Annotated in this window: 15 protein-coding genes; all 15 read right to left on the minus strand. The window is 61.2% G+C overall.

Features of this window, described 5'->3' with window-relative positions; translation table 11 throughout:
* Positions 1 to 49: 49 nt before the first annotated feature.
* Positions 50 to 727: a respiratory nitrate reductase subunit gamma gene (gene narI, locus ACUTQY_RS02030; protein ID WP_033643426.1), complete on the minus strand. Its 678-nt coding sequence runs from the start codon at positions 725 to 727 to the stop codon at positions 50 to 52.
* A gap of 2 nt (positions 728 to 729) precedes the next feature.
* Positions 730 to 1,452 (minus strand): nitrate reductase molybdenum cofactor assembly chaperone, encoded by a 723-nt coding sequence (narJ, locus tag ACUTQY_RS02035; RefSeq protein WP_033650904.1) that lies wholly within the window; start codon positions 1,450 to 1,452, stop codon positions 730 to 732.
* Positions 1,449 to 2,993, minus strand: coding sequence for a nitrate reductase subunit beta (narH, locus tag ACUTQY_RS02040; RefSeq protein WP_046687280.1), 1,545 nt, complete (start codon positions 2,991 to 2,993; stop codon positions 1,449 to 1,451). The genes narJ and narH overlap by 4 nt, the downstream gene beginning before the upstream one ends.
* Entirely contained in the window at positions 2,990 to 6,751 is a 3,762-nt protein-coding gene (locus tag ACUTQY_RS02045) for a nitrate reductase subunit alpha (RefSeq protein ID WP_128868476.1), read from the minus strand. The genes narH and ACUTQY_RS02045 overlap by 4 nt, the downstream gene beginning before the upstream one ends.
* A gap of 279 nt (positions 6,752 to 7,030) precedes the next feature.
* Positions 7,031 to 7,933, minus strand: a complete 903-nt coding sequence (locus tag ACUTQY_RS02050) for a glycosyltransferase family 2 protein (protein ID WP_342188170.1) — start codon at positions 7,931 to 7,933, stop codon at positions 7,031 to 7,033.
* A gap of 45 nt (positions 7,934 to 7,978) precedes the next feature.
* Positions 7,979 to 8,965, minus strand: coding sequence for a glycosyltransferase family 2 protein (locus ACUTQY_RS02055; RefSeq protein ID WP_033643431.1), 987 nt, complete (start codon positions 8,963 to 8,965; stop codon positions 7,979 to 7,981).
* 12 nt (positions 8,966 to 8,977) lie between these two features.
* Positions 8,978 to 10,861 carry a carbohydrate-binding protein CenC gene (locus ACUTQY_RS02060; RefSeq protein ID WP_342188169.1) on the minus strand — a complete coding sequence of 628 codons (1,884 nt, stop codon included), beginning with the start codon at positions 10,859 to 10,861 and terminating at the stop codon, positions 8,978 to 8,980.
* The gene (locus ACUTQY_RS02065) at positions 10,858 to 11,601 is read right to left on the minus strand and encodes a glycosyltransferase family 2 protein (RefSeq protein WP_033643433.1); all 744 of its coding nucleotides are present in this window, start codon (positions 11,599 to 11,601) and stop codon (positions 10,858 to 10,860) included. The genes ACUTQY_RS02060 and ACUTQY_RS02065 overlap by 4 nt, the downstream gene beginning before the upstream one ends.
* A gap of 10 nt (positions 11,602 to 11,611) precedes the next feature.
* Positions 11,612 to 12,667, minus strand: coding sequence for a glycosyltransferase family 4 protein (locus tag ACUTQY_RS02070; RefSeq protein ID WP_033643434.1), 1,056 nt, complete (start codon positions 12,665 to 12,667; stop codon positions 11,612 to 11,614).
* 1 nt (position 12,668) lies between these two features.
* On the minus strand, positions 12,669 to 13,574 hold the full coding sequence (locus tag ACUTQY_RS02075) for a glycosyltransferase family 2 protein (protein WP_033643435.1): 906 nt from the start codon (positions 13,572 to 13,574) through the stop codon (positions 12,669 to 12,671).
* Positions 13,575 to 13,708: 134 nt separating this feature from the next.
* A complete protein-coding gene (locus ACUTQY_RS02080; protein WP_033643436.1) occupies positions 13,709 to 14,557 on the minus strand; it encodes an ATP-grasp fold amidoligase family protein in 849 nt (282 codons plus the stop codon).
* Positions 14,547 to 15,836: a flippase gene (locus tag ACUTQY_RS02085; protein WP_033643437.1), complete on the minus strand. Its 1,290-nt coding sequence runs from the start codon at positions 15,834 to 15,836 to the stop codon at positions 14,547 to 14,549. The genes ACUTQY_RS02080 and ACUTQY_RS02085 overlap by 11 nt, the downstream gene beginning before the upstream one ends.
* A 4-nt stretch (positions 15,837 to 15,840) precedes the next feature.
* Positions 15,841 to 18,012, minus strand: a complete 2,172-nt coding sequence (locus tag ACUTQY_RS02090; protein WP_033650896.1) for a polysaccharide biosynthesis tyrosine autokinase — start codon at positions 18,010 to 18,012, stop codon at positions 15,841 to 15,843.
* 27 nt (positions 18,013 to 18,039) lie between these two features.
* Positions 18,040 to 19,173, minus strand: coding sequence for a polysaccharide export protein (locus tag ACUTQY_RS02095; RefSeq protein ID WP_033650895.1), 1,134 nt, complete (start codon positions 19,171 to 19,173; stop codon positions 18,040 to 18,042).
* Between the two features lie 45 nt (positions 19,174 to 19,218).
* The gene (gene wecA, locus ACUTQY_RS02100; protein WP_046687283.1) at positions 19,219 to 20,268 is read right to left on the minus strand and encodes a UDP-N-acetylglucosamine--undecaprenyl-phosphate N-acetylglucosaminephosphotransferase; all 1,050 of its coding nucleotides are present in this window, start codon (positions 20,266 to 20,268) and stop codon (positions 19,219 to 19,221) included.
* Positions 20,269 to 20,360 lie beyond the last annotated feature (92 nt).

Consider the following 20,360-nt stretch of genomic DNA (forward strand, 5'->3'; position numbering starts at 1 on the left):
ATTATCGGAATAGCGCCGCCGCTGGCGATCGGCGGCGGCGGGGTCAGGCTCAGCGGCGGTTGCGCACCAGCTGGTAACGGCGGGTCAGGTACTCTACCGGCGCACTCCAGATATGCACCAGGCGGCAGAACGGGAACAGCACGAACAGCGTCATGCCCAGCACCATATGCAGCTTGAAGATCAGCGCCACGCCTTCTAGGTGCGCAGAAGCGCCGGCGTGGAAGGTCACGACCGCCTGCGCCCAGGCCACCAGCTTCATCATTTCGCTGCCGTCCATATGCTGGGCGGAGAACGGAATGGTCAGCAACCCCAGGCACACCTGCACCACCAGCAATGTCAGGATCAGGATGTCGGCGACGCTGCTGGTGGCGCGCACCCGCGGGTTGGTCAACCGGCGCTTCAGCAGCAGCGCGCCGCCGATCAGCGTCATCAGGCCGCAGGCGCCGCCGGCGATCATCGCCAGCTTCTGCTTCACGTCGATCGGCAGGAAGGCCTCATACATCCAGTGCGGCGTCAGCATGCCGAGGAAGTGGCCCGCGAAGATGCCGATAATGCCGATGTGGAACAGGTTGGACGCCAGCCGCATGCCCTTTTTATCCAGCATCTGGCTGGAGCCGGCACGCCAGCTGTACTGCCCGTAGTCGTAGCGCAGCCAGCTGCCGATCAGGAACACCGCGCCGGCCAGATAAGGGTAGATGTCGAAGAAGAACTGATTCAAAAATTGCATAATTAGCGTCCTTTGGTTCCGGTTAACGCATCCGTCAGGTCCAGATACTGTGGCGCCACCGCGCCGGCGAATCGCCGCTGGTGCGCCGTCTGCTGGGCGGAGGCGCAGCCCTGCTCGCCGAGAAATTTGACCTGCTCCTCTTCCCATACCGCATCCAGCGCCTGCGGCGTATCGTCGCGCGCCTCTTGCGCCACCTGCGTCTTCAGCGCCTGCGCCTGCGCATCGCTGCCGGACAGCGCCAACAGCAGATCGAACAGCACCGCGTACGGGCTTTCGCGCTGCTGCAAGCGCGCGCCCAGCAGCGCCAGGATCGGCGCAATGTCCTGCAGCCCTTCCCGCGCCTGTGCCGCGCTGCGGCTGGCCAAATACTCCAGGTACAGCGGCAGGAAATCAGGCAGCTCGCGGCTGTCGATCTCCAGCCCGGCGGCGCGGTACTGCGCCATCAGGTCAACCATCGCCTGGCCGCGATCGCGCGACTCACCGTGCACGTGCTCAAACAGCAGCAGCGAGGTGGCGCGGCCGCGATCGAACAGCTCGCAATAGTCGGCCTGCGCGTCCAGCAACGGGCGCGCGCACAGGCGGCGGATAAACAGAATCAGCAGCGCGCTGTGGTGCAGATCCAGCTCGCTGGCCGGTTCCAGCGCTTCAATCAGCGCCTGCTGATGGTCAAACAGCGCCTGCTCCGGGTAATCCAGCAGGCGGGCGATCACTTTCAGGCTGATCATGAGGCATCCTCCGACCGCGCGGTTTTCGCGGTCACGTCGATGGCGTCGATACGACGGCTGTTGAACAGATTGAACTTGCCGTCGCTGCCGTGGCAGCCGTCGCCGAAGCTGAAACCGCAGCCTTTGCTTTCGGGGAAGGCTTCGCGCGCCAGCTCGCGGTGGCTCGACGGCACCACGAAGCGATCTTCATAGTTGGCGATCGCCAGGTAGCGATACATCTCCTGCGCCTGCGCTTCGCTCAGACCGACCTGCTCCAGCGCGCTGATGTCCACCACGCCGTCGACGGTTTCCGCCCGTTTGTAGTGGCGCATCGCCAGCATGCGTTTCAGCGCCAGCAGTACCGGCTCGGTATCGCCGGCGGTCAGCAGGTTCGCCAGATACTGCACCGGAATGCGCAGGCTCTCGACGTCCGGCAATACGCCACTGTGCGCCAGCTCGCCGGCGTCGGCGGCCGACTGAATCGGCGACAACGGCGGCACGTACCACACCATCGGCAGCGTGCGGTATTCCGGATGCAGCGGCAGCGCCAGCTTCCAGTCCATCGCCATTTTGTACACCGGCGACTGCTGAGCGGCTTCAATTACGCCCTGCGGCACGCCGTCCGCCAGCGCCTGAGCAATCACCTTCGGGTCATGCGGATCGAGGAAAATATCGAGCTGGCTCTGGTACAGATCCTTGTCGTTTTCCACCGCCGCCGCCTGCTCGATGCGATCGGCGTCGTACAACAGCACGCCGAGATAGCGGATGCGGCCGACGCAGGTTTCCGAACAGACCGTCGGCTGCCCGGCTTCGATGCGCGGGTAGCAGAAAATGCACTTCTCGGACTTGCCGCTCTTCCAGTTGAAGTAGATTTTCTTGTACGGGCAACCGGTCAGACACATGCGCCAACCGCGACACTTGTCCTGATCGATCAGCACGATGCCGTCTTCGCCGCGCTTGTAGATCGCCCCGCTCGGGCAGGTGGCGACGCAGGCCGGGTTGAGGCAGTGCTCGCACAGGCGCGGCAAATACATCATGAAGGTGTTTTCGAACTGGCCGTACATCACCTTCTGCAGGTTGTCGAAGTTCTTGTCCTGCGAACGTTTTTCGAACTCTCCGCCGAGGATCTCTTCCCAGTTCGGGCCGTTTTCGATCTTGTTCATGCGCCGGCCGGTGATCACCGAGCGCGGGCGCGCCACCGGCTGGTGTTTGCCCTGTTTGGCGGTGTGCAGGTGCTGGTAGTCGTAATCGAATGGCTCGTAGTAGTCATCCAGCGCCGGCACGTCCGGGTTGGCGAAGATTTTCGCCAGCACGCCGACGCGGCTGCCCATGCGCGGCTCCAGCTTGCCGTTGATTTTACGGATCCAACCGCCCTTCCACTTCTCCTGATCTTCCCAGGCGTGCGGATAGCCGACGCCGGGTTTGCTTTCCACGTTGTTGAACCAGGCGTATTCCATGCCTTCGCGGCTGGTCCAGACGTTCTTGCAGGTGACCGAACAGGTGTGGCAACCGATGCACTTGTCCAGATTCAGCACCATGCCGACTTGCGAACGAATTTTCATTTGTTGTTCTCCTGCTGACTGCCCTGCGCGTAGTCGTTGCCTTCGTCGTCCAACCAATCAATACGGTTCATCTTGCGCACCACCACGAACTCGTCGCGGTTGGAGCCGACGGTACCGTAGTAGTTGAAGCCGTAGGCCAGCTGCGCATAGCCGCCGATCATGTGGGTCGGCTTCGGGCAAGCGCGGGTCACCGAGTTGTGGATGCCGCCGCGTTGGCTGGTGATCTCCGAGCCGGGCAGATTCACGATGCGCTCCTGCGCGTGGTACATCATGGTCATCCCCGCCGGGATACGCTGGCTGACCACCGCGCGCGCCGTCAGCGCGCCGTTGGCGTTGAAGGCCTCGATCCAGTCGTTGTCCGCGATGCCCAGATCTTTGGCGTCGTCTTCGCTCAGCCAGACGATCGGGCCGCCGCGCGACAGCGTCAGCATCAGCAGGTTGTCGCTGTAGGTGGAGTGGATGCCCCACTTCTGGTGCGGCGTCAGGAAGTTCAGCGCCTTCTCCTTGTTGCCGTTCGGTTTGCTGTTGAGCAGCGGCTGCGCGGCGCGGGTGTCGATCGGCGGCCTATACGCCAGCAGGCTTTCGCCGAAGGCGCGCATCCACTCGTGATCCTGATACAGCTGCTGACGGCCGCTGAGGGTGCGCCACGGGATCAGCTCGTGCACGTTGGTGTAGCAGGCGTTATAGGAGACGTGCTCGTCTTCCAGGCCGGACCAGGTTGGGCTGGAGATGATTTTGCGCGGCTGCGCCTGAATGTCGCGGAAGCGAATTTTCTCGTCTTCCTTGTTCAGCGCCAGATGCCGGTGATCGCGGCCGGTGACGTTGCTCAGCGCTTCCCAGGCTTTCACCGCCACCTGGCCGTTGGTTTCCGGCGCCAGCGACAGGATCACTTCCGCCGCGTCTATCGCGCTCTCGATCTTCGGCCGCCCCGCCGCCGGGCCATCGGCCTTGACGTAGTTAAGCTGCTTGAGGAAATCGACCTCGGTCTGGGTGTTCCAGCTGATGCCCTTGCCGCCGTTGCCCAGTTTGTCCATCAACGGCCCCAAGGAGGTAAAGCGCTCGTAGGTGGCCGGATAATCGCGCTCCACCGCGATGATGTGCGGCGCGGTTTTGCCGGGGATCAGTTCGCACTCGCCTTTCTTCCAATCCTGCACGCCGTAAGGCTGCGCCAGCTCGGCGGCGGAGTCGTGCTGAATAGGCAAGGTCACCACGTCGGTTTCCTGGCCCAGATGGCCGACGCACACCTCGGAGAAGGCTTTGGCGATGCCCTTGTAGATTTCCCAGTCGCTCTTCGAATCCCAGGCCGGATCGACCGCCGCCGACAGCGGATGAATGAACGGATGCATGTCGGAGGTGTTCATGTCGTCTTTTTCGTACCAGGTGGCGGTCGGCAGCACCACGTCGGAATACAGGCAGGTGCTCGACATGCGGAAATCGAGCGTCACCACCAGATCCAGTTTGCCTTCGCCGCCCTGCTCGCGCCATTCCACTTCCTGCGGCTTCACGCCGCCCTGCTGGCCGAGATCTTTCCCCTGGATACCATTCTCGGTGCCCAACAGGTATTTGAGCATGTATTCATGGCCCTTGCCGGAAGAACCCAGCAGGTTGGAGCGCCAGACGAACAGGTTGCGCGGGAAATTCTGCGGATTGTCCGGCTGCTCGGCGGCAAAGCCCAGCGCGCCGCTCTTCAGGCTGTCGACGGTGAACTCGACCGGCGATTGGCCGGCGGCGCGGGCCTGCTCCGCCAGGCGCAGCGGGTTAGCGCCCAGTTGCGGCGCCGACGGCAGCCAGCCCATGCGCTCCGCGCGCACGTTGAAGTCGATCAGGCTGCCGCCGAAGCGCGATTTGTCCGCCAGCGGCGACAGCAGCTCATCGGTGCTGACGGTTTCATAGCGCCATTGGCTGGAATGGTTGTAGAAGAACGAGGTGCTGTTCATATGGCGCGGCGGGCGTTGCCAGTCAAGGCCGAACGCCAGCGGCAGCCAGCCGGTTTGCGGCCGCAGTTTTTCCTGGCCGACGTAGTGCGCCCAGCCGCCGCCGCTCTGGCCGACGCAACCGCAGAAGATCAACATATTGATCAGGCCGCGGTAGGTCATGTCCATGTGATACCAGTGGTTGACGCCGGCGCCGACGATGATCATCGAACGGCCGTGGGTCTTCTCGGCGTTTTCCGCGAACTCGCGGGCAATGCGGATGATGTTGTGGCGCGACACGCCGGTGATCTGCTCGGCCCAGGCTGGGCTGTAAGCCTTGACCTCGTCATAGTCGGCGGCACAGTTGGCGTCGTCCAGCCCGCGCTCCAGGCCGTAGTTGGCAAGCAGCAGGTCATACACGCTGGTCACCAGCGCTTCGCTGCCGTCCGCCAGCCGCAGTCGTTTCACCGGCAGCTTGTGCAGCAGGATTTCGTCCAGCGCCACGCTGTTGAAATGCTCGCTGTCGGCGCCGCCGAAGTACGGGAAGCCCACCTCGGCAACGTCGTCATGCATGCCCAGCAGACTGAGCTGCAGCTCGACTTCCTGTTGCGACTTGCCTTCGCGCTGCTCCAGGTTCCACTTGCCCTTCTCGCCCCAGCGGAAACCGATGGAGCCCTGCGGCGCCACCAGCTCGCCGCTGCGGCTGTCGATAGCGACGGTTTTCCACTCGGGATTGTTTTCCTGGCCCAGTCCGTCCACCAGATCGGCGGCGCGCAGCAGACGGCCGGCGGCGTAGTGGCCGCCTTCACGCGGCTCCAGCAGCACCAGCATCGGCATGTCGGTATAGCGGCGCACGTAGTCGCGGAAGTAGCCGACTTCGCGATCGAGATGGAACTCTTTCAGCATCACATGGCCCATCGCCAGCGCCATCGCGCTGTCGGTGCCCTGCTTCGGATTCAGCCAGTGGTCGCACAGCTTGGCGACTTCGGCGTAGTCCGGCGTCACCGCCACGGTTTTGGTGCCCTTGTAGCGCACTTCGGTAAAGAAGTGGGCGTCCGGGGTGCGCGTCTGCGGCACGTTGGAGCCCCAGGCGATGATGTAGGAGGAGTTGTACCAGTCGGCGGACTCCGGCACGTCGGTCTGCTCGCCCCAGGTCATCGGCGAAGCCGGCGGCAAATCGCAATACCAGTCGTAGAAGCTCAGGCAGGCGCCGCCGATCAGCGACAGGTACCGAGCGCCGGCGGCGTAGGACACCATCGACATCGCCGGGATCGGCGAGAAGCCGATAATGCGGTCAGGGCCGAAGGTTTTGGCGGTATAGACGTTGGCGGCGGCGATCAGTTCATTGACCTCTTGCCAGCTGGAGCGGACGAAACCGCCGCGGCCGCGCGCCACCTTGTAGCTTTTGGCTTTTTCCGCATCGCCGACGATCGATCCCCAGGCCTCGACCGGATCGCTGTGCTGCGCTTTCGCCTCGCGCCACAGTTTGAGCAGCCGCTTGCGCATCAGCGGGTATTTCAGCCGGTTGGCGCTGTACAGGTACCAGGAGTAGCTGGCGCCGCGCGGGCAGCCGCGCGGTTCATGGTTGGGCAGATCGGGGCGGGTGCGCGGATAGTCGGTTTGCTGGGTTTCCCAGGTCACCAGACCATTCTTCACGTAGATCTTCCAACTGCAGGAACCGGTGCAGTTCACGCCATGGGTGGAACGCACCACTTTGTCATGCTGCCAACGGCTGCGGTAGCCGTCTTCCCAGTCGCGGTTGGTGTTCAAGGTCTGGCCGTGATCGCCAGAAAAAGGCTCCGCCAACTGCTTGAAATAGCGGAAACGGTCTAAAAATTTGCTCATCCGGAATGCTCCTGAAGGCTCTTGTCGTTATAAGAAGACATGCTCAATCTGCCGCCAGCCTACTGACGGCCAACCGGCGGCAAATTGATTGCGATCAAGAGAAAGCGGCGGGCGACGCGTGCGCCGGGCGGGAAATACCACCAAAGTATAGGGGTGAGAAATAGGATTAATTGTTTGAATTAAAATGAATAAATCAGAATATCAAGATGAAGGCGAACGGGCGGGAGGCAAGACGGGGTATTTGGGGGTAGGACGCGGGGGAAAACCCCGCGTCGGGTTTCAGAAAGGGACGCCGCGGAAGAAGACGTTGCGCAGAATGTTCTTCATGTAAACGCCGGCCATAACTCCGCTGTTGACGTAGATGATGCCCTTCATGCCGTGCAGCACGCCGCCGAGACGGCTTCGGCTGTCGGTGATGATGCGCGACGTGATACAGGTGTGGCGCAGCCGCATCACCTTGCGCGCCCGCGGCGAAATCTGCGGCATCAACCGGCGCTCGAACTGCATTTTGTTGTGATAGCCGATGATGCCTTTCGGGCTGGAGGTAATACGCTCACCGTCGTGATCGTTATGCACCGCCAGGCGCTCGTGCAACGTGCCGATGCGCATGCCCGCCGCCAGCAGGCGATAAATGAAGATATGATCCTGATAACGCGGGGTATTGAAGAACCCGCGCACCGCGATCGCCGCCTCGCGGCGCAGCATGATCATCGGCGTGTAAGCGACGCCGGCCAGCATGAAGTCCTCCAGCCCGTGGCAGCGGGCGCGGTAATAGCGCTCGGCGCTGATTTGGCCATCCTGCAGAATATCCATATCGCACAGGCTGACGGGGTAATCGCCGCGCTGCATAAAGGCCAGCTGACGGGCGATCTTCTCCGGGTGGTAGTAATCGTCGTCGTCCAGAAAAGTGAGGTATTCCCCGGTGGCGCGCAGGATGCCGCTGTTGCGCGCCCGCGCCCCGCCGCCGTTGCGCGCGCGCGGGCAATAGACGATCTGCCCGGCGGCAATATAGCCGGCCAGCCGTTCGCGGGTGGCCTGGCGCTGCGGATGGTCCGGCGGATTATCGTCCACCACCACGATCTCCACCGGCTGATGGGTTTGCGCCAGGACGCTGTCGATGGCGCGCGCCAGCAGTTCGCTGCGGCCATAGGTCGGAATAATGACGCTGACTTTGATACTCATAATGGGCTTCCACACGGGTTTATCTTCGTTCGGGCACGGTCAGATTCACCCGAAACGGTTGTAGAGACTGGCCATCAGGTAGTAGACCAGCGGACTGCGGTAGAACAGGCGGTTCTTGCGGCTCAGCATTTGCCGCTCCTCCGCCCGCAGCCGGGCATAGCGCCGTTTCAGCTCGGCGGTTTCCCGCAGCGCGTCACGCAGGCCGAAGAAGTCCAGCCCGACCAGCAGGCGCGCCTTCAGCGTGGTGACGAACAGCACCGAGTGGAATCCCTTCCCCCCCTCGCGGCGACGCCCGCTGTCAGCGCGCTCGATGGCGTAATCGAGATCGTCCAAATCCCGCCGCTTCGGCGCGCGCGTGATGCCGTTGGGGTTAGCGCGATATCCTACCAACGGCGTGTCGCACACCACGATGCGGTTCGCTTTCAGATACAGCTGCGGGATCAGCTGGATATCCTCGAAGTTGCGCCCCGCCGGAAACGCGGCGTCGTTGAACAGCGAACGGTGATAAATCCGCGCCCAGGCGTACCACAGGCTGCGGTTAAAACTGTCCGCCAGCAGCGCCATATGCGGCTCGCGCTCCTGTGGCGCGGCGTTGCCGGGCACGATCGCCATCAGGCCATCCGGTTCTATCTTGCCGTTTTTCAGCCGCGAGAAGCGCTGGGCGTTGAACGCCACGATCTCCACTTGCGGGTTATCCGCCAGCAGGCGCCCCAAAATGCTGAAATAGCCCGGCAGCAGCACGTCGTCGGAGTCCAGAAAACCGAGATATTCGCCTTCGGCATGGGCGATCCCTGCGTTGCGCGCGGCGCTCAACCCCTGGTTATCCTGGCGCAGGATGCTGACCTGCGTTTTCAACGCCGGATAACGGCACAGCACCTCTTGCGCGACGGCGATGGAGCCGTCCGGGCTGCCGTCATCGACGAGGATCACTTCCGCCCAGTCGGGCAATTGACTCAGCACCGAGTCCAGGCACGCTTCGATGTAGGCTTCCACCTTATACACCGGGACGATCAGGCTTAGCGTGATAGTCATGAACGGGTATCCTTATTGATTGCTAGTGTCTCGTTGCACCCACAGCGCGCTGCTGCCCACCGCGGGCAATTTGGCGTCGATCTGCGGCTGCCCCTGCCAGCGCCAGCCGGGCGGCAGGTCAAAACGGGCGGCCATCGGCCGATAGTACGGGTTGGCGATCAGCACCAGGCCGCGCTCGCCGTCGATAAACAGCCGCGCCGGTACGGCAGTGTTGTTGCCGGACAGCGTCGCGCTTTCGCCCGAGAGCAGGTACGGCGTGAAGCTGTCGATCTGTTGCGCCACGCGGGCAACCCCTTGCCAAATACCGTCGAATTCCTGTTGGTTGAAATCACCGCTGCGGCGCTTGTAGAACAGGTCGGTATAGGAGTAGAACAGCAGCCCTTTGACGCCGCCGATCAGCCCCAGCCAGGCCTGGTTGCGGATCTCCGCTTCGCTCGGTTGGCGCGGCTTGCGGTGCGGCTCATAGGCGGCGTGATCCATGATCTGCATCACCAGCCAGGCGCCCTTCGCCTGACGCGCCACCTGCACCGTCAGGCGCGAGTATTCCAGCGTGCGCGTCATATCGGCATCGCGTCCGACCGGATAAGGATCGCTGGCCAACACATCGGAACTGTTGAAATAGGCGTTGAGCGCGCCGGTCTGGTTCAGCGCCTGAAAGGTCAGATGGTCAGGGTCTTGTTGCTTCACCTGCAGATGCATCTGCTCTATCTGCGGCGCGTACTTCGGCGCCAGCTCATCGTTGATGTACCAGGCGAGCAGGTTCGGCTGAGTTTTAAACTTCTCCACATAAGACGCCGTCACCTGCGGGTAGCTCAGGCGCGTTTTCGGCGCAGAGTCGAGGCCGGGGTAGAAATCCTTCAGCGAGAAAATCACCTGCAGCCCGTACTGCTGCGTTTTGCGGAAATAGGCGTACGGGTCGCGCCCTGCGCCGTAGTTGTAATTCAGCACGGTGTTGAAACCGGCGTCGCGGATGCGCGCCAGATGCTCATCGGTCGCCATGTTGCCGTACATGTAGATGCCCAGCGGAAAGAAGCGCTTGCCCTGCCGCAGCGTATAGCCCTGCTCGTCCAGCGCCACTTTCGGCGGCGCCTCGCCGATGCTGACCGGCATTTCGCTGCTCCGGCTGTGCTTCGACGCCACGTCCGTCACCTGCTGCTGCAGGCGGTACTCGCCGGCGGCCAGGTTGGCCGGCAGCGAGAACTCTACGCGCTGACGCTCGGCGACATGGTAGCGGCGGCTCTCCTGCCGCACGGCGGTGCGTTGGCTATCGAGCAGCGTACTTTCCACCTGCACTTCCTGAGGCTGCTGCACTTCAATCAGGCTGGAGGCCGATTGCCCGCCGGCGCGCATCTGATACAACGCCGGCGCCGTCGGCTGGCTGCAAACGTAGGCATCGTCGAACCAGGCGTTGCCGGTCGTGCCCTTGCGCATATACAGCCCCAGTACGGTGGTGGTGGCCTCTGCCGGCACGGTGAAGCTGCCCTCCACCGGCTGCCAACCGCTGCTGCCCAGCAGGCCTTGCGGGTAGCTGCCGGCCAGGTGGCGCCCCTTGGCGTCATAGCTTTCGACGTACACCCCGGCGCCCGGCTGATCGCCTTTGCCGCGCAGGTTATCGCCGCGCACCCACACGCCGAACGCGATCGTCTGCCCTGCTTTCACCTGCAGCGTTTGCAGCATCTGGTGATACTCCGCCGGGTCAGGATTGCTGTAGTACAGGCTGGCACGGCCGCTGCGGCCGCCGGAGACCACCTTGGCCGGCGGCAGCGACCAGCCCGTCTGTCCCTGCTCAAAGCCGGGGTTGGTCAGCAGATTGGTCTCGCAGCCCGCCGCCCCGGCCTGAGCCGCCAGCCCGCATCCGATCAGCACGCAGGCTGCGTTCAAGATTTTGCTGGTCATTGTCTTTTCATCACCGCGCTGTACAGGTAGGAGAAGAACAGATAGCAGGATTTTTGATAAGAGAGCCCCAGATGACGACGGTAGATCTGCCACTGCCAGTCCGCCGCGCGGATCTTGTTGCCGGACAGCGAATTGGCGGACAGCCGGTAAAACGCCAGCGGCTCCGGAATGCAGTACGCCAGGCGATTGCGCGCGCGCTCCAGAATAGACAGCCACATCACGTAGTCTTCATGCCCGACCTTGCGCTGGTAGACCTTGCCGACCCGGCGCTGGTTGTACATGCCGGTCAGGTTGCCGATCCAGTTGCTTTTCAACATGTCGCGGTAGGCGATGATCTCCCCGGCGCCGCGGTAATTTTTCACCTGCGCCAGGTCATTCTCGAAGGTGTAATAGTGCGAGCAGACCACGTCGTAACGCTGGGTTTTAAGGATGCCGACCTGGCGGGCCAGCTTATTCGGGTGCCAAACATCGTCGCTGTCGCAAAACGCGATGTAGTCGCCGCGCGCCGCCTCGATGGCGATATTGCGCGTTTCGGCCACCCCCTGATTGGCGTTGTTGCGGATGTAGGTCAGCCGATCGTGAATGAACGGCTTGACCACCTCAGCGGTGTTGTCGGTGGAGGCGTCGTCAATCACATACAGGTGATAGTCCTGATAAGTTTGATTCAATACGCCAAGGATCGACTCGCGGATAAAACCGGCGGCGTTATAAGCCGGCATAATGACGGACACTTTTTCCATGATGATTACCTCAGACGATAAGCTCTTGCCACTGGGGGTAAATACGTTCAGGCACAAACCGCTGCGCCTTTTCCAACGCACGGTGGGAGAAGCGGCGACGCAGTTCGCCGTCGCCGATCAGCGCCAGGACGCGCTGACTGAAGGTGTCGACGTCGCCGTCCGTCACCAGATAACCGTTTTCGCGATCGTCGATCAGCTCCGCCGGGCCGGTCAGACAGTCGAAAGCCACCAGCGGCAGGCCGAAGCTCATGGCTTCGATCAGCACCATCGGCAGGCCTTCGTAGCGAGAGGTCATCAGCAACAGGCTCGCCTGCCGGTAATGCCCGGCGATATCGGCGGTGGCCGGCAGCAGCTGCACCCGTTCGTCGAGCCCGTAATCGGCGATCTGCCGTTGCAACGCCGCCCGATCCGGGCCATCGCCGACGATGTGCAGCCGCCACTCCGGCGCCTGCTGCGCCACCTGCCGCCAGGCGGCGATCAGCCGGTCGAAGCCTTTCTGGTGGCACAGTCGGCCGACCGCCAGCGCCACCGGCTGTTGCTGTTCCGGATGCGGCGCCCGCAGCGGAAACGGCGACACGTTCTCAATCACCCGACATTTGCGGGCGGGCACCCAGCGGCCGATATTCGCCAGATCTTTTTGCGTCAGCAGCACGGTGCGATCGCCCAGCCGGTAGATCAGCACCTTCAGCCACTTCATCGGCCACGGATACTGGTGGAAACTGACATGTTCACTCAGCACCAACCGGCTGCCGGGACACAACAGCCGTAGGTAAGGCACCATGATCACCGAGAGTTTCCCCATCGAGACGGTGATGATGGCGTCATAGCGGCCGCGGCGTAAGAACAGCGCCAGGCGCCACGGCCAGAGCAGCGTCTTGCCGCGCATGAAGCGCAGCGTCACCGCCGGCTCCAGCGGATAGAACGCCCGATCCCCGCAGATGGATATCAGTTCGACCTGGTGGCCGAAGCGGGTGGTCAGCGCATTGGCCAGGCTGCTGGCCACCCGTTCGGTGCCGCCTTTGCCGCCGATGTCTTCGATTACAATTGCGATTTTCCGCGGTTGCATGTCACCTCCGTAATCCCTCGCGGGCCGTGCGCAGCAGCCTCCCCCCCAATGGAAACAGTCCCAGCCTGGCCAGACAGTCGCCATACAGCTTGATCGCCTTGAATTTGCCGCTCAGGGTGTGGCGCTCCATGCGCGATGAGTAGTAGTTGAAAGCCTGCAGATCTTCGCTGTACAGCGAAGCCAGCAGGTGTTTACAGGCAAAGCCGCTGATATAACGGCCGCTGGCCTGCAGATAGGTATCGATAAAGCGTTCGCTGGCGTCGATGTTCAATCGGCAGCGGTTCAGATCCTCGTCGCCGCAGCGGATGAACACCCCACCGCCCTGATCGTGAACCACCCGGGCGCCCAGGTTGGTGGCGTTGACCAAAAACCCCCAGTCCTGGTAACGGGCCAAAAACTCCGGAAATAAAAACCGCCGGTCTTGTTTCTTGCGCACGCTGATGGTCGAGGTGCGAATATCCCCCATCTCGATAAATAAGAAATCTTCCCCGGCCACGCCCTCTTGATAATTAAACACGTAGCTGCGCACATTCTTGTCGTTGACCGTGGTGTAATTGCCGAACACGATATCGATCCGCGTGTCCTCATGCCGTCTCAAGCGCCGGATGATATAATTGGTGCCAAACATATCTTCCGGTTCCAGAAAAAAAACCACCTCAGAACGCGCCAGGCGAAAACCGATATTGCAGGCGACGGCGATATTGCCGCGCACCCGGCTTTCATGCAGTCTGGCGCGATGATTCGCCGCCAACAGTCCGTGTATCTTTTCCGACTCACCGGCTTCCGATGAATAATCGACCACGATAATTTCATAATCAAAACCGGCGCAATAATGGGTCATGCGCGCCAGCGTGGCGGCGAGATGGTTTGAATTATTAAAAGCGGGAATAACAATTGATAAGTCCATTTAATACCTCAAAAGCTATTATCAACTGGCGAGTGCAGCCTGATGCCAGAGAAAAAGTTTGTTATCGCAGCATATCCCTGCCCGGTTATCCCCCCGCCTCGGGTCGAGTACGCGCAGCCAACGGCCTGTTTCAGCTACGTATGAAAATACCCTCCCCATTCTTGTTCAATTGTTTCTGGCATCAGCCGTTGTAATCCGGCCCCCGGGGTGAAAGTCAGCTCGCCAAAATAAATGCGATCCTGCACCTGATAAAAATCGACGCGTACGTACGAGAATTGTTCCGCCACCTGGCGCGCCAGCCGCAGCATCTCCTTTAGCCCGCTGGGGCGCGACATCGGCACGTCGCTGTTCGGCACGCCCATGCGGATCTCGGTGCGGTTCCAGTCCGCATCAAAGAAATCGCGGCGATGATCGATAAAGCGCTGATAATCGATCTGAATAAAGAAGCGCACCTCACCGTCAAGATTAAAACAGTGGATCTTGATGTCGTTCGGTATTTGCCCTTCGTCGATCAGCATTCTTTCCACCATGATGCAAGGTGGAATATCTTTATAATGCCGCTCGCGATAAACCTGATAAAAACTTTGCCGCAGCCAACTGTTGGTCAACACCCGCAGTTCGTTATAACCGGTTTGGCTTTTATCAAATACCAGCTTGTTATATCCGCTGCCATGGTTGGCTTTAATCACAAACGACTCGGGCAGCTGCTGATACATCTCTTCCGTAAATTCGTTGCCGTGCGCGTAAAGATCGATCAAATACTCTTTACCCCATAGCTGTTCGATATACTCTCTCACCCGATATTTATCAGATAGCTGCGTATATATCGCCAGTGGATAAACTTTCCTACGCATCAGTTTTTCGCTGTACCCCACCGGATGGGCCAGATGCGGCACCTTGCGGAAAAACATTGCGTATTTTAACTGATGATATATTGCATCGGGCATACGTCGGTATAACCCTTTCACCAGATTATTTAACATATATTTCTCGTACCTTCCCTATTAATTGCGGAAAACACCGATAGCAAGTCACCTGCAAACGCGTAATTTTTCCTCCTCTGAAAAAGCTGTTGAGCACAAAGAATGAAATAAACTCCGTGATCAACGTCGATATCGCCGCGCCCATGATCCCGTAGCGCGGGATCAGGATGAAATTCATCACCACGTTGGCCAACGCCGCCAGCGGCATTTTGATGGCGATGAATCGATAGCCGCTGAACAGCACGATGGCGCGGTAAGACACCGTTCCCATCACCGAGAACAGCGACGTCACCGAGCACAGCGCCAAAATGGTCGCCGTTTGCCGGTAACTTTCGCCGAACATCAGCGCGACTATCTGCTGCGGAAACAGCGACAGCACCGCGATCACCGGCATCGAAAGCACCAGCACCATCAGATACAGCTGGCGAATGCGCGCCTCTTGTTCCTGCTCCGAACCGGCGTTCGCCACGCCTGGCATCATCGACATGATCAGCGCGATGGGCACGAATACCCACCCCTGGCTCAGCGTGATGGCGGCGCTGTAAAGCCCGACGCTGTGTTCTCCCAAATAGTTGCCCAGCATGATCTGATCGATGCGCGTATAAATGACGATCGACAGGCTGGAGATCGCCAGCGGCAAGCCGACGCTGAACAGGTAGCGGCCGTAGCGCCGTTTGTGTCTGCCGCTGATCGCCGGCATCTGCGCCTGCTCGCGACGGAACAGCACCCAGCGCACCGCATAAGGCAGCAGGCTGCTCAGCACATAGGGCAGCGCAAACCACACCAGCGGCAATTGCGCGTACACAAGGCCGAGCCGCATCACGATCGACAGCAACAGCGCAACGTTGTTGATCAACGTGTTCAACTTCGACTTCAGCAGCGCGTCGTAATAGATTTTGTAGACGTCCTGCACGGAGAAATACGCGCTGATCAACATCAGCAGCATCATGATTTGGTTGGTGCGATCCTGCGTCAACAGCGTCCAGGCCATCAGCGGCAGCGCGATCAGCGCAAACAGCTGGCGGCGGATGCGCATCGAAGCCAGCATCAGCCGCATGCCGCTCCGGCGCCGTTTGGCGACGCGGTTGAACAGCACCGCGTCCGCCCCCAGCTGCACCAGCGGCACGGCGATGGCGATCACCGACAGCAAGTAGTTAATCAAACCGTATTGCGCCGGCCCGAGATAGCGCGCGACGTACACCGAAACGAAAATCCCCGACAGACTCAGCGATACCCGCTCCAGCATTAGCCACAAAGAGTTCATCAGCATCGCTTTCATGCGCTTACGGCACCTTTTCTTCCTGATGGCTCGGATAGGCAAAGGCGTAGTAACCCGCATCGGCGGCGGATTTTTTCACCATGCCGTTGAGGATCACGCCTTTGATCGCCACCCCATTCTGTTCGAAACGGCGCATGCTGGTTTCGATCTGCTTGACGGTGTTCACTTCAAAACGCACCACCAGCAGCGAGGTGCCGGCGTGATGACCGACGATCGCCGCATCCGTCACCGCCAGAATCGGCGGCGTATCGATCAGCACCAGATCGTAGTTTTGCCCGGCCCAGCGCAGGAAGTCGGCGAAGCGGCGATGCATCAGCAGTTCGGACGGATTCGGCGGCACCTGGCCGCGCGGCACGAAGTCCAGGTTGGCGATGGCGGTTTTTCGCACCGCCTGTTCCGCCATCACGTCGCCCACCAGCATGTCGGACAAACCGCGATGTCCATCCTCGGCCAGCCAGCGATGCAGAAAGCCTTTGCGCATATCCGCGTCGATCAGCAACACCCGCTGCCCGGCCTGCGCCACTACCACCGCCAGGTTGGTGCTGGTGAAGCTCTTGCCGCTTTCCGGGCTGGCGCCGGAGACCATCAGAATATTGTTTTTGGCTTCCAGCATGGCGAAATGCAGGCTGGTACGCAGGCTGCGGATTGCCTCCACCGACAGATCCGTCGGCTCGGCCACCGCCAGGATCGGCAGGCGCCGGCCGCCGGATTTGGGCAACAGATGACGCTGCTCGCGGTTGCGCTTCACCTGCCACGGCGACAGCGGCACGGTGGCGTAGACGTTGATGCCCCGCTTCTCCAGCGTATCGATATCATTGATGCCGCGGTGGAAGGCCGCGCGCAACAGCACCACCGCGGCGGCGCCCCCGGCGCCCAGCAGCAGCGCCAACAGCACGATCAGCATCTTTTGCGGCTGGATCGGCCGAATGGCGGTTTCCGCTTCATCGATGATGCGCACGTTGCCTACCGTGCCGGCCTTGCTGATGCTCAGCTCCTGCTGCTTGTTCATCAGCTGCATGTAAACCTGCTGATCCACCTGCACGTCTCGGGTGAGACGCAGGATCTCCTGCTGCATTTTCGGCAGCGTCTGCACCTGTTTGCCCAGCCGCGCCTTTTCCGCTTCCAGCGTGGCGCGCTTTTCCAGCAGCGCCCGGTAAGCCGGGTGCGCGCGGGTATAGAGCTTGGAGATCTCCGCTTCCTTGAAGGTCAGTTCATTGAGCTGCGCTTCGAGCTGCACCTGCGTGTCCAACACCGATTTGGCTTCCAGCGACAGATCCACCGAGTCGTTTTGCTGACGGAACTGATTGAGCTGGGTTTCGGCGTTGTTGAGCGAGGTTTGCGTTTGCGGCAGTTGCTCTTGCAGGAACGCCAGCATTCGCTGCGCCTCTTCCGTTTTGCGATCCACGTTCTGCTGCAGGTAGTTGTCGGTGATGTTCTTCAGCACCGCCTCGGCGCGCTGCGGATCTTCGCTCGGCAGCGTAAAGGTCATGATGCCGCTGTCTTTACCGCCCGGCACTACGTCAAGATTTTTGCGCAGATCGTCCACCGCTTTCTGGCGCGCGACTTTGACCACCGTGAAGCTGGCGCCCGGCGCCGCGTCCAGTGCCGAGACGGCCATGTTCCATCCGCCCTGCGCCACCGGCTGCCCGACCGCGCCGCTGAACAGTTTGGCGCCGTCATGGCTCAGCTCGTAATGCCGCCCATCGCGCACCGTCAGCGTCAGCGCTTCGCCCTCCATTTCCGGCGGCGTCGTTAACGTGGCGATATCCAGCACCGGCGCCTTTTCGCCGCTCAGTCGGGCAAAACCTTTACCGAATACCGGGAAATAGTCCGGCTCGACGCGCACCGTCAGGCCAAGGGCATCCACCGTTTTGCCGAGCACGTAGCGCGACTTGGCCAGCGTCACTTCATCCTGCGTCGCCGAATTCTGCCCCATCGAGCTGTCCAGCGTTTCGCGCAGCAGCGAGTCGCCGGACAGCTGTTTCTCCACCTGCACCACCGCCGTGGCCTGATACACCGGGGTCGCCAACAGGGCATAGGCGACGCCCAGCGCGCCGGCCACGCCGGTTACGACGGCGATCCGCCAGCGGTTATCCCAAAGCGGCCCTACCAGACGCTCCCACTCCAGCTTTTCATCTTGTTCGGCCACCATCACGGACAGCGCATTGTTCTTCATCTTCTGTTCCTTATTCATCCTGCGGATTTACCAGTTGCGCACGCGCAAGGTAGCCTCGCTGAGATCGTTAAAGCTGCTGATGGTCGGCACCAGCTGGCTGATCAAACGGTTCCAGCGCGCGACCGGCGCCGCAGTGACGTACACGACGTCGTAAGGTTGCAGCTGAAATTCAGCGCCCATCGCCAGCGCGCTGGCGTCGGAAAGATCGAACTGATACAGCGTCGCCAGCCGCTGCGGCGTTTTGCCGCCGCTCGGCCGGATCACAAATACCCCGGTCGCATCCGCGACCGTCTGGCTGATCCCTTCGGAAGAGCCGAGGGCCTCGGTCAACGTCATGCCGCTGCGATCCATCTTCAGCGTCGCTTGCTTGCCCACTTCGCCCATCACGAACACTTTCAGTTCGTCATTGCGCGGGACGTAAAGGATGTCACCCGGCTGCAGCAACGCGTTCTGACTGATGTCACCGCGCTGCATCAGCGCCTGCAGCGAGATGGCCCGATCCTTGCCCTGATGGGTCAGCACCACGTTGCGCCAGTCGGCGTTCTCCGTCAGGCCGCCGGCGGCGTTGATCGCATCCAGGATGGTCAGCGGCACGTTAGTGATCGCCTGCTGGCCGGAGGTTTTCACCTCACCGGTCACATAAGCCTTCTGCGAACGGAAAGCGGCGATGCTGACATCCACCTGCGGGCTTTCCACATACTGCGCCAGACGGCCGGCGATCAGGCTGCGCACTTCGGTGACGGTTTTGCCCACCACCGCCACTCGCCCGATATAGGGATAAAAAATCGTGCCATCGGCATGGACCCAGTTACCGGTGTCGCTGGCGCTGCGGTACTGCCCGGCCGGCGTAGTCAGCTCAGGGTGATCCCAGACGGTGACGTTCAACACGTCGCCGACGCCGATACGGTATTGATAGTTCTGCAGCCGCTGATCCAGCGCCGGGTTCGGCCGGGCGACCGGTTCTACGCGCCGCATTTTCTGCAGCAACATCGGCGACATGCGGTAGACCTGCACCTGGTTATTCAAATCAAAACCGTCGTCTTGCTGCACGACGACGGCTTTTCCGCTGGTAGGTAAATGTGAGCCGGGAATCACCGTACACCCGCTCAACAGCGCGGAGGTAAAGGCCAACGGCATCAAAAGAGGCAAATGAAAATTCATGGAAGTACCGTGATAAACGGGCTGCCGCCGCAGCCCGTGAGGGGATTAACGGCCGACGGTCGGATTATCGCTGAACACCGTCGCCTGACGCGGCTCACGCAACAGGGCGAAATAGCCGCAAAAACAGAGCAGAAACGCCACCAGCATCAGACTCTCTTGCAGTTTCAGCACTTCGCTGCAGATGCCGATGCTGGCCAGCGTCACCGCCAGCATGGTGCTCATCGCCAGCGCCTGGCGCGCATTCAGTCCGCGACGCATCAGAATATGGTGCAAATGATCGCGCCCCGCTTTGAATGGGCTTTGGCGGCGCAGCAGGCGGCGCACCATCACCGTCACCATGTCCATCAGAGGAATGGCGATCAGCCACAGCGCGGTCACCGGGCGCATCACCGCCTGCGGTCCCTGGGTCGCCAGCAACACCAGCCACAGCACGCTGAAGCCGATCACCATGCTGCCGGCGTCCCCCATAAAGATCTTGCTACGCGCACCGAACAGACTCAGGTTGAACAGCAGATAAGCCGCCAGAGCGGCGATCAGGCCCAGACACCACAGCGCCAGGTCTTCCCGGCCGCCCAGCCCGAACACGATGGCCAGCGCGACGAAGGTGACGCAGGACAAAGCGCCCAACTGCCCATCGATGCCATCCACCATGTTGTAGGCATTGATCGCTCCCCATACCGCCAGCGGCGTGAGCAGCAACGCGCCATAGCCGAGCATCACTTCCTGATGCCCCCAGACATAACCCAGCGAGGAGAGTTGCATCCCTGCCGCCAGCATCATCGCCAGCGCGATCCCTCCCTGCACCATGACGCGCGGCGCCACGGGCAGATCAAAGCGGTCATCCAGCACGCCCAACACCACCAGCGCCGTTATGCACAGCAGGTAGATCGTGCTTTCGGGCAGCCAGGCGGGTTGCCACAGCGTCATCAGCATCAGCGTCAGGTACACGGCGATGCCGCCGACCAGCGGAATGTGCCCCAGATGTTGCTTGCGCGCATTGGGCTTATCCACTAACCCCACCACCAAGGCGGCGCGGCGGGCAATAAGCACCCACGCCACCGCCAGCACAAATATCACGCTCAGTTGATATAACATCGTTCCTCCAGCGAATAAGCACGCTACCGCCCTTGAGTTACAGCTCCCAATGCGCTATTAACAAAAACAAAATTGATCCGGCCAGGATATAA

It is taken from the genome of Serratia sp. TSA_130.1 (genome assembly GCF_052691795.1).

Excerpts from the sequence above, each read along its gene's own strand:
- narI (WP_033643426.1), bottom strand. The coding sequence starts at position 727 with ATGCAATTTTTGAATCAGTTCTTCTTCGACATCTACCCTTATCTGGCC.
- narJ (WP_033650904.1), bottom strand. The coding sequence starts at position 1,452 with ATGATCAGCCTGAAAGTGATCGCCCGCCTGCTGGATTACCCGGAGCAG.
- narH (WP_046687280.1), bottom strand. The coding sequence starts at position 2,993 with ATGAAAATTCGTTCGCAAGTCGGCATGGTGCTGAATCTGGACAAGTGC.
- ACUTQY_RS02045 (WP_128868476.1), bottom strand. The coding sequence starts at position 6,751 with ATGAGCAAATTTTTAGACCGTTTCCGCTATTTCAAGCAGTTGGCGGAG.
- ACUTQY_RS02050 (WP_342188170.1), bottom strand. The coding sequence starts at position 7,933 with ATGAGTATCAAAGTCAGCGTCATTATTCCGACCTATGGCCGCAGCGAA.
- ACUTQY_RS02055 (WP_033643431.1), bottom strand. The coding sequence starts at position 8,965 with ATGACTATCACGCTAAGCCTGATCGTCCCGGTGTATAAGGTGGAAGCC.
- ACUTQY_RS02060 (WP_342188169.1), bottom strand. The coding sequence starts at position 10,861 with ATGACCAGCAAAATCTTGAACGCAGCCTGCGTGCTGATCGGATGCGGG.
- ACUTQY_RS02065 (WP_033643433.1), bottom strand. The coding sequence starts at position 11,601 with ATGGAAAAAGTGTCCGTCATTATGCCGGCTTATAACGCCGCCGGTTTT.
- ACUTQY_RS02070 (WP_033643434.1), bottom strand. The coding sequence starts at position 12,667 with ATGCAACCGCGGAAAATCGCAATTGTAATCGAAGACATCGGCGGCAAA.
- ACUTQY_RS02075 (WP_033643435.1), bottom strand. The coding sequence starts at position 13,574 with ATGGACTTATCAATTGTTATTCCCGCTTTTAATAATTCAAACCATCTC.
- ACUTQY_RS02080 (WP_033643436.1), bottom strand. The coding sequence starts at position 14,557 with ATGTTAAATAATCTGGTGAAAGGGTTATACCGACGTATGCCCGATGCA.
- ACUTQY_RS02085 (WP_033643437.1), bottom strand. The coding sequence starts at position 15,836 with ATGAAAGCGATGCTGATGAACTCTTTGTGGCTAATGCTGGAGCGGGTA.
- ACUTQY_RS02090 (WP_033650896.1), bottom strand. The coding sequence starts at position 18,012 with ATGAAGAACAATGCGCTGTCCGTGATGGTGGCCGAACAAGATGAAAAG.
- ACUTQY_RS02095 (WP_033650895.1), bottom strand. The coding sequence starts at position 19,173 with ATGAATTTTCATTTGCCTCTTTTGATGCCGTTGGCCTTTACCTCCGCG.
- wecA (WP_046687283.1), bottom strand. The coding sequence starts at position 20,268 with ATGTTATATCAACTGAGCGTGATATTTGTGCTGGCGGTGGCGTGGGTG.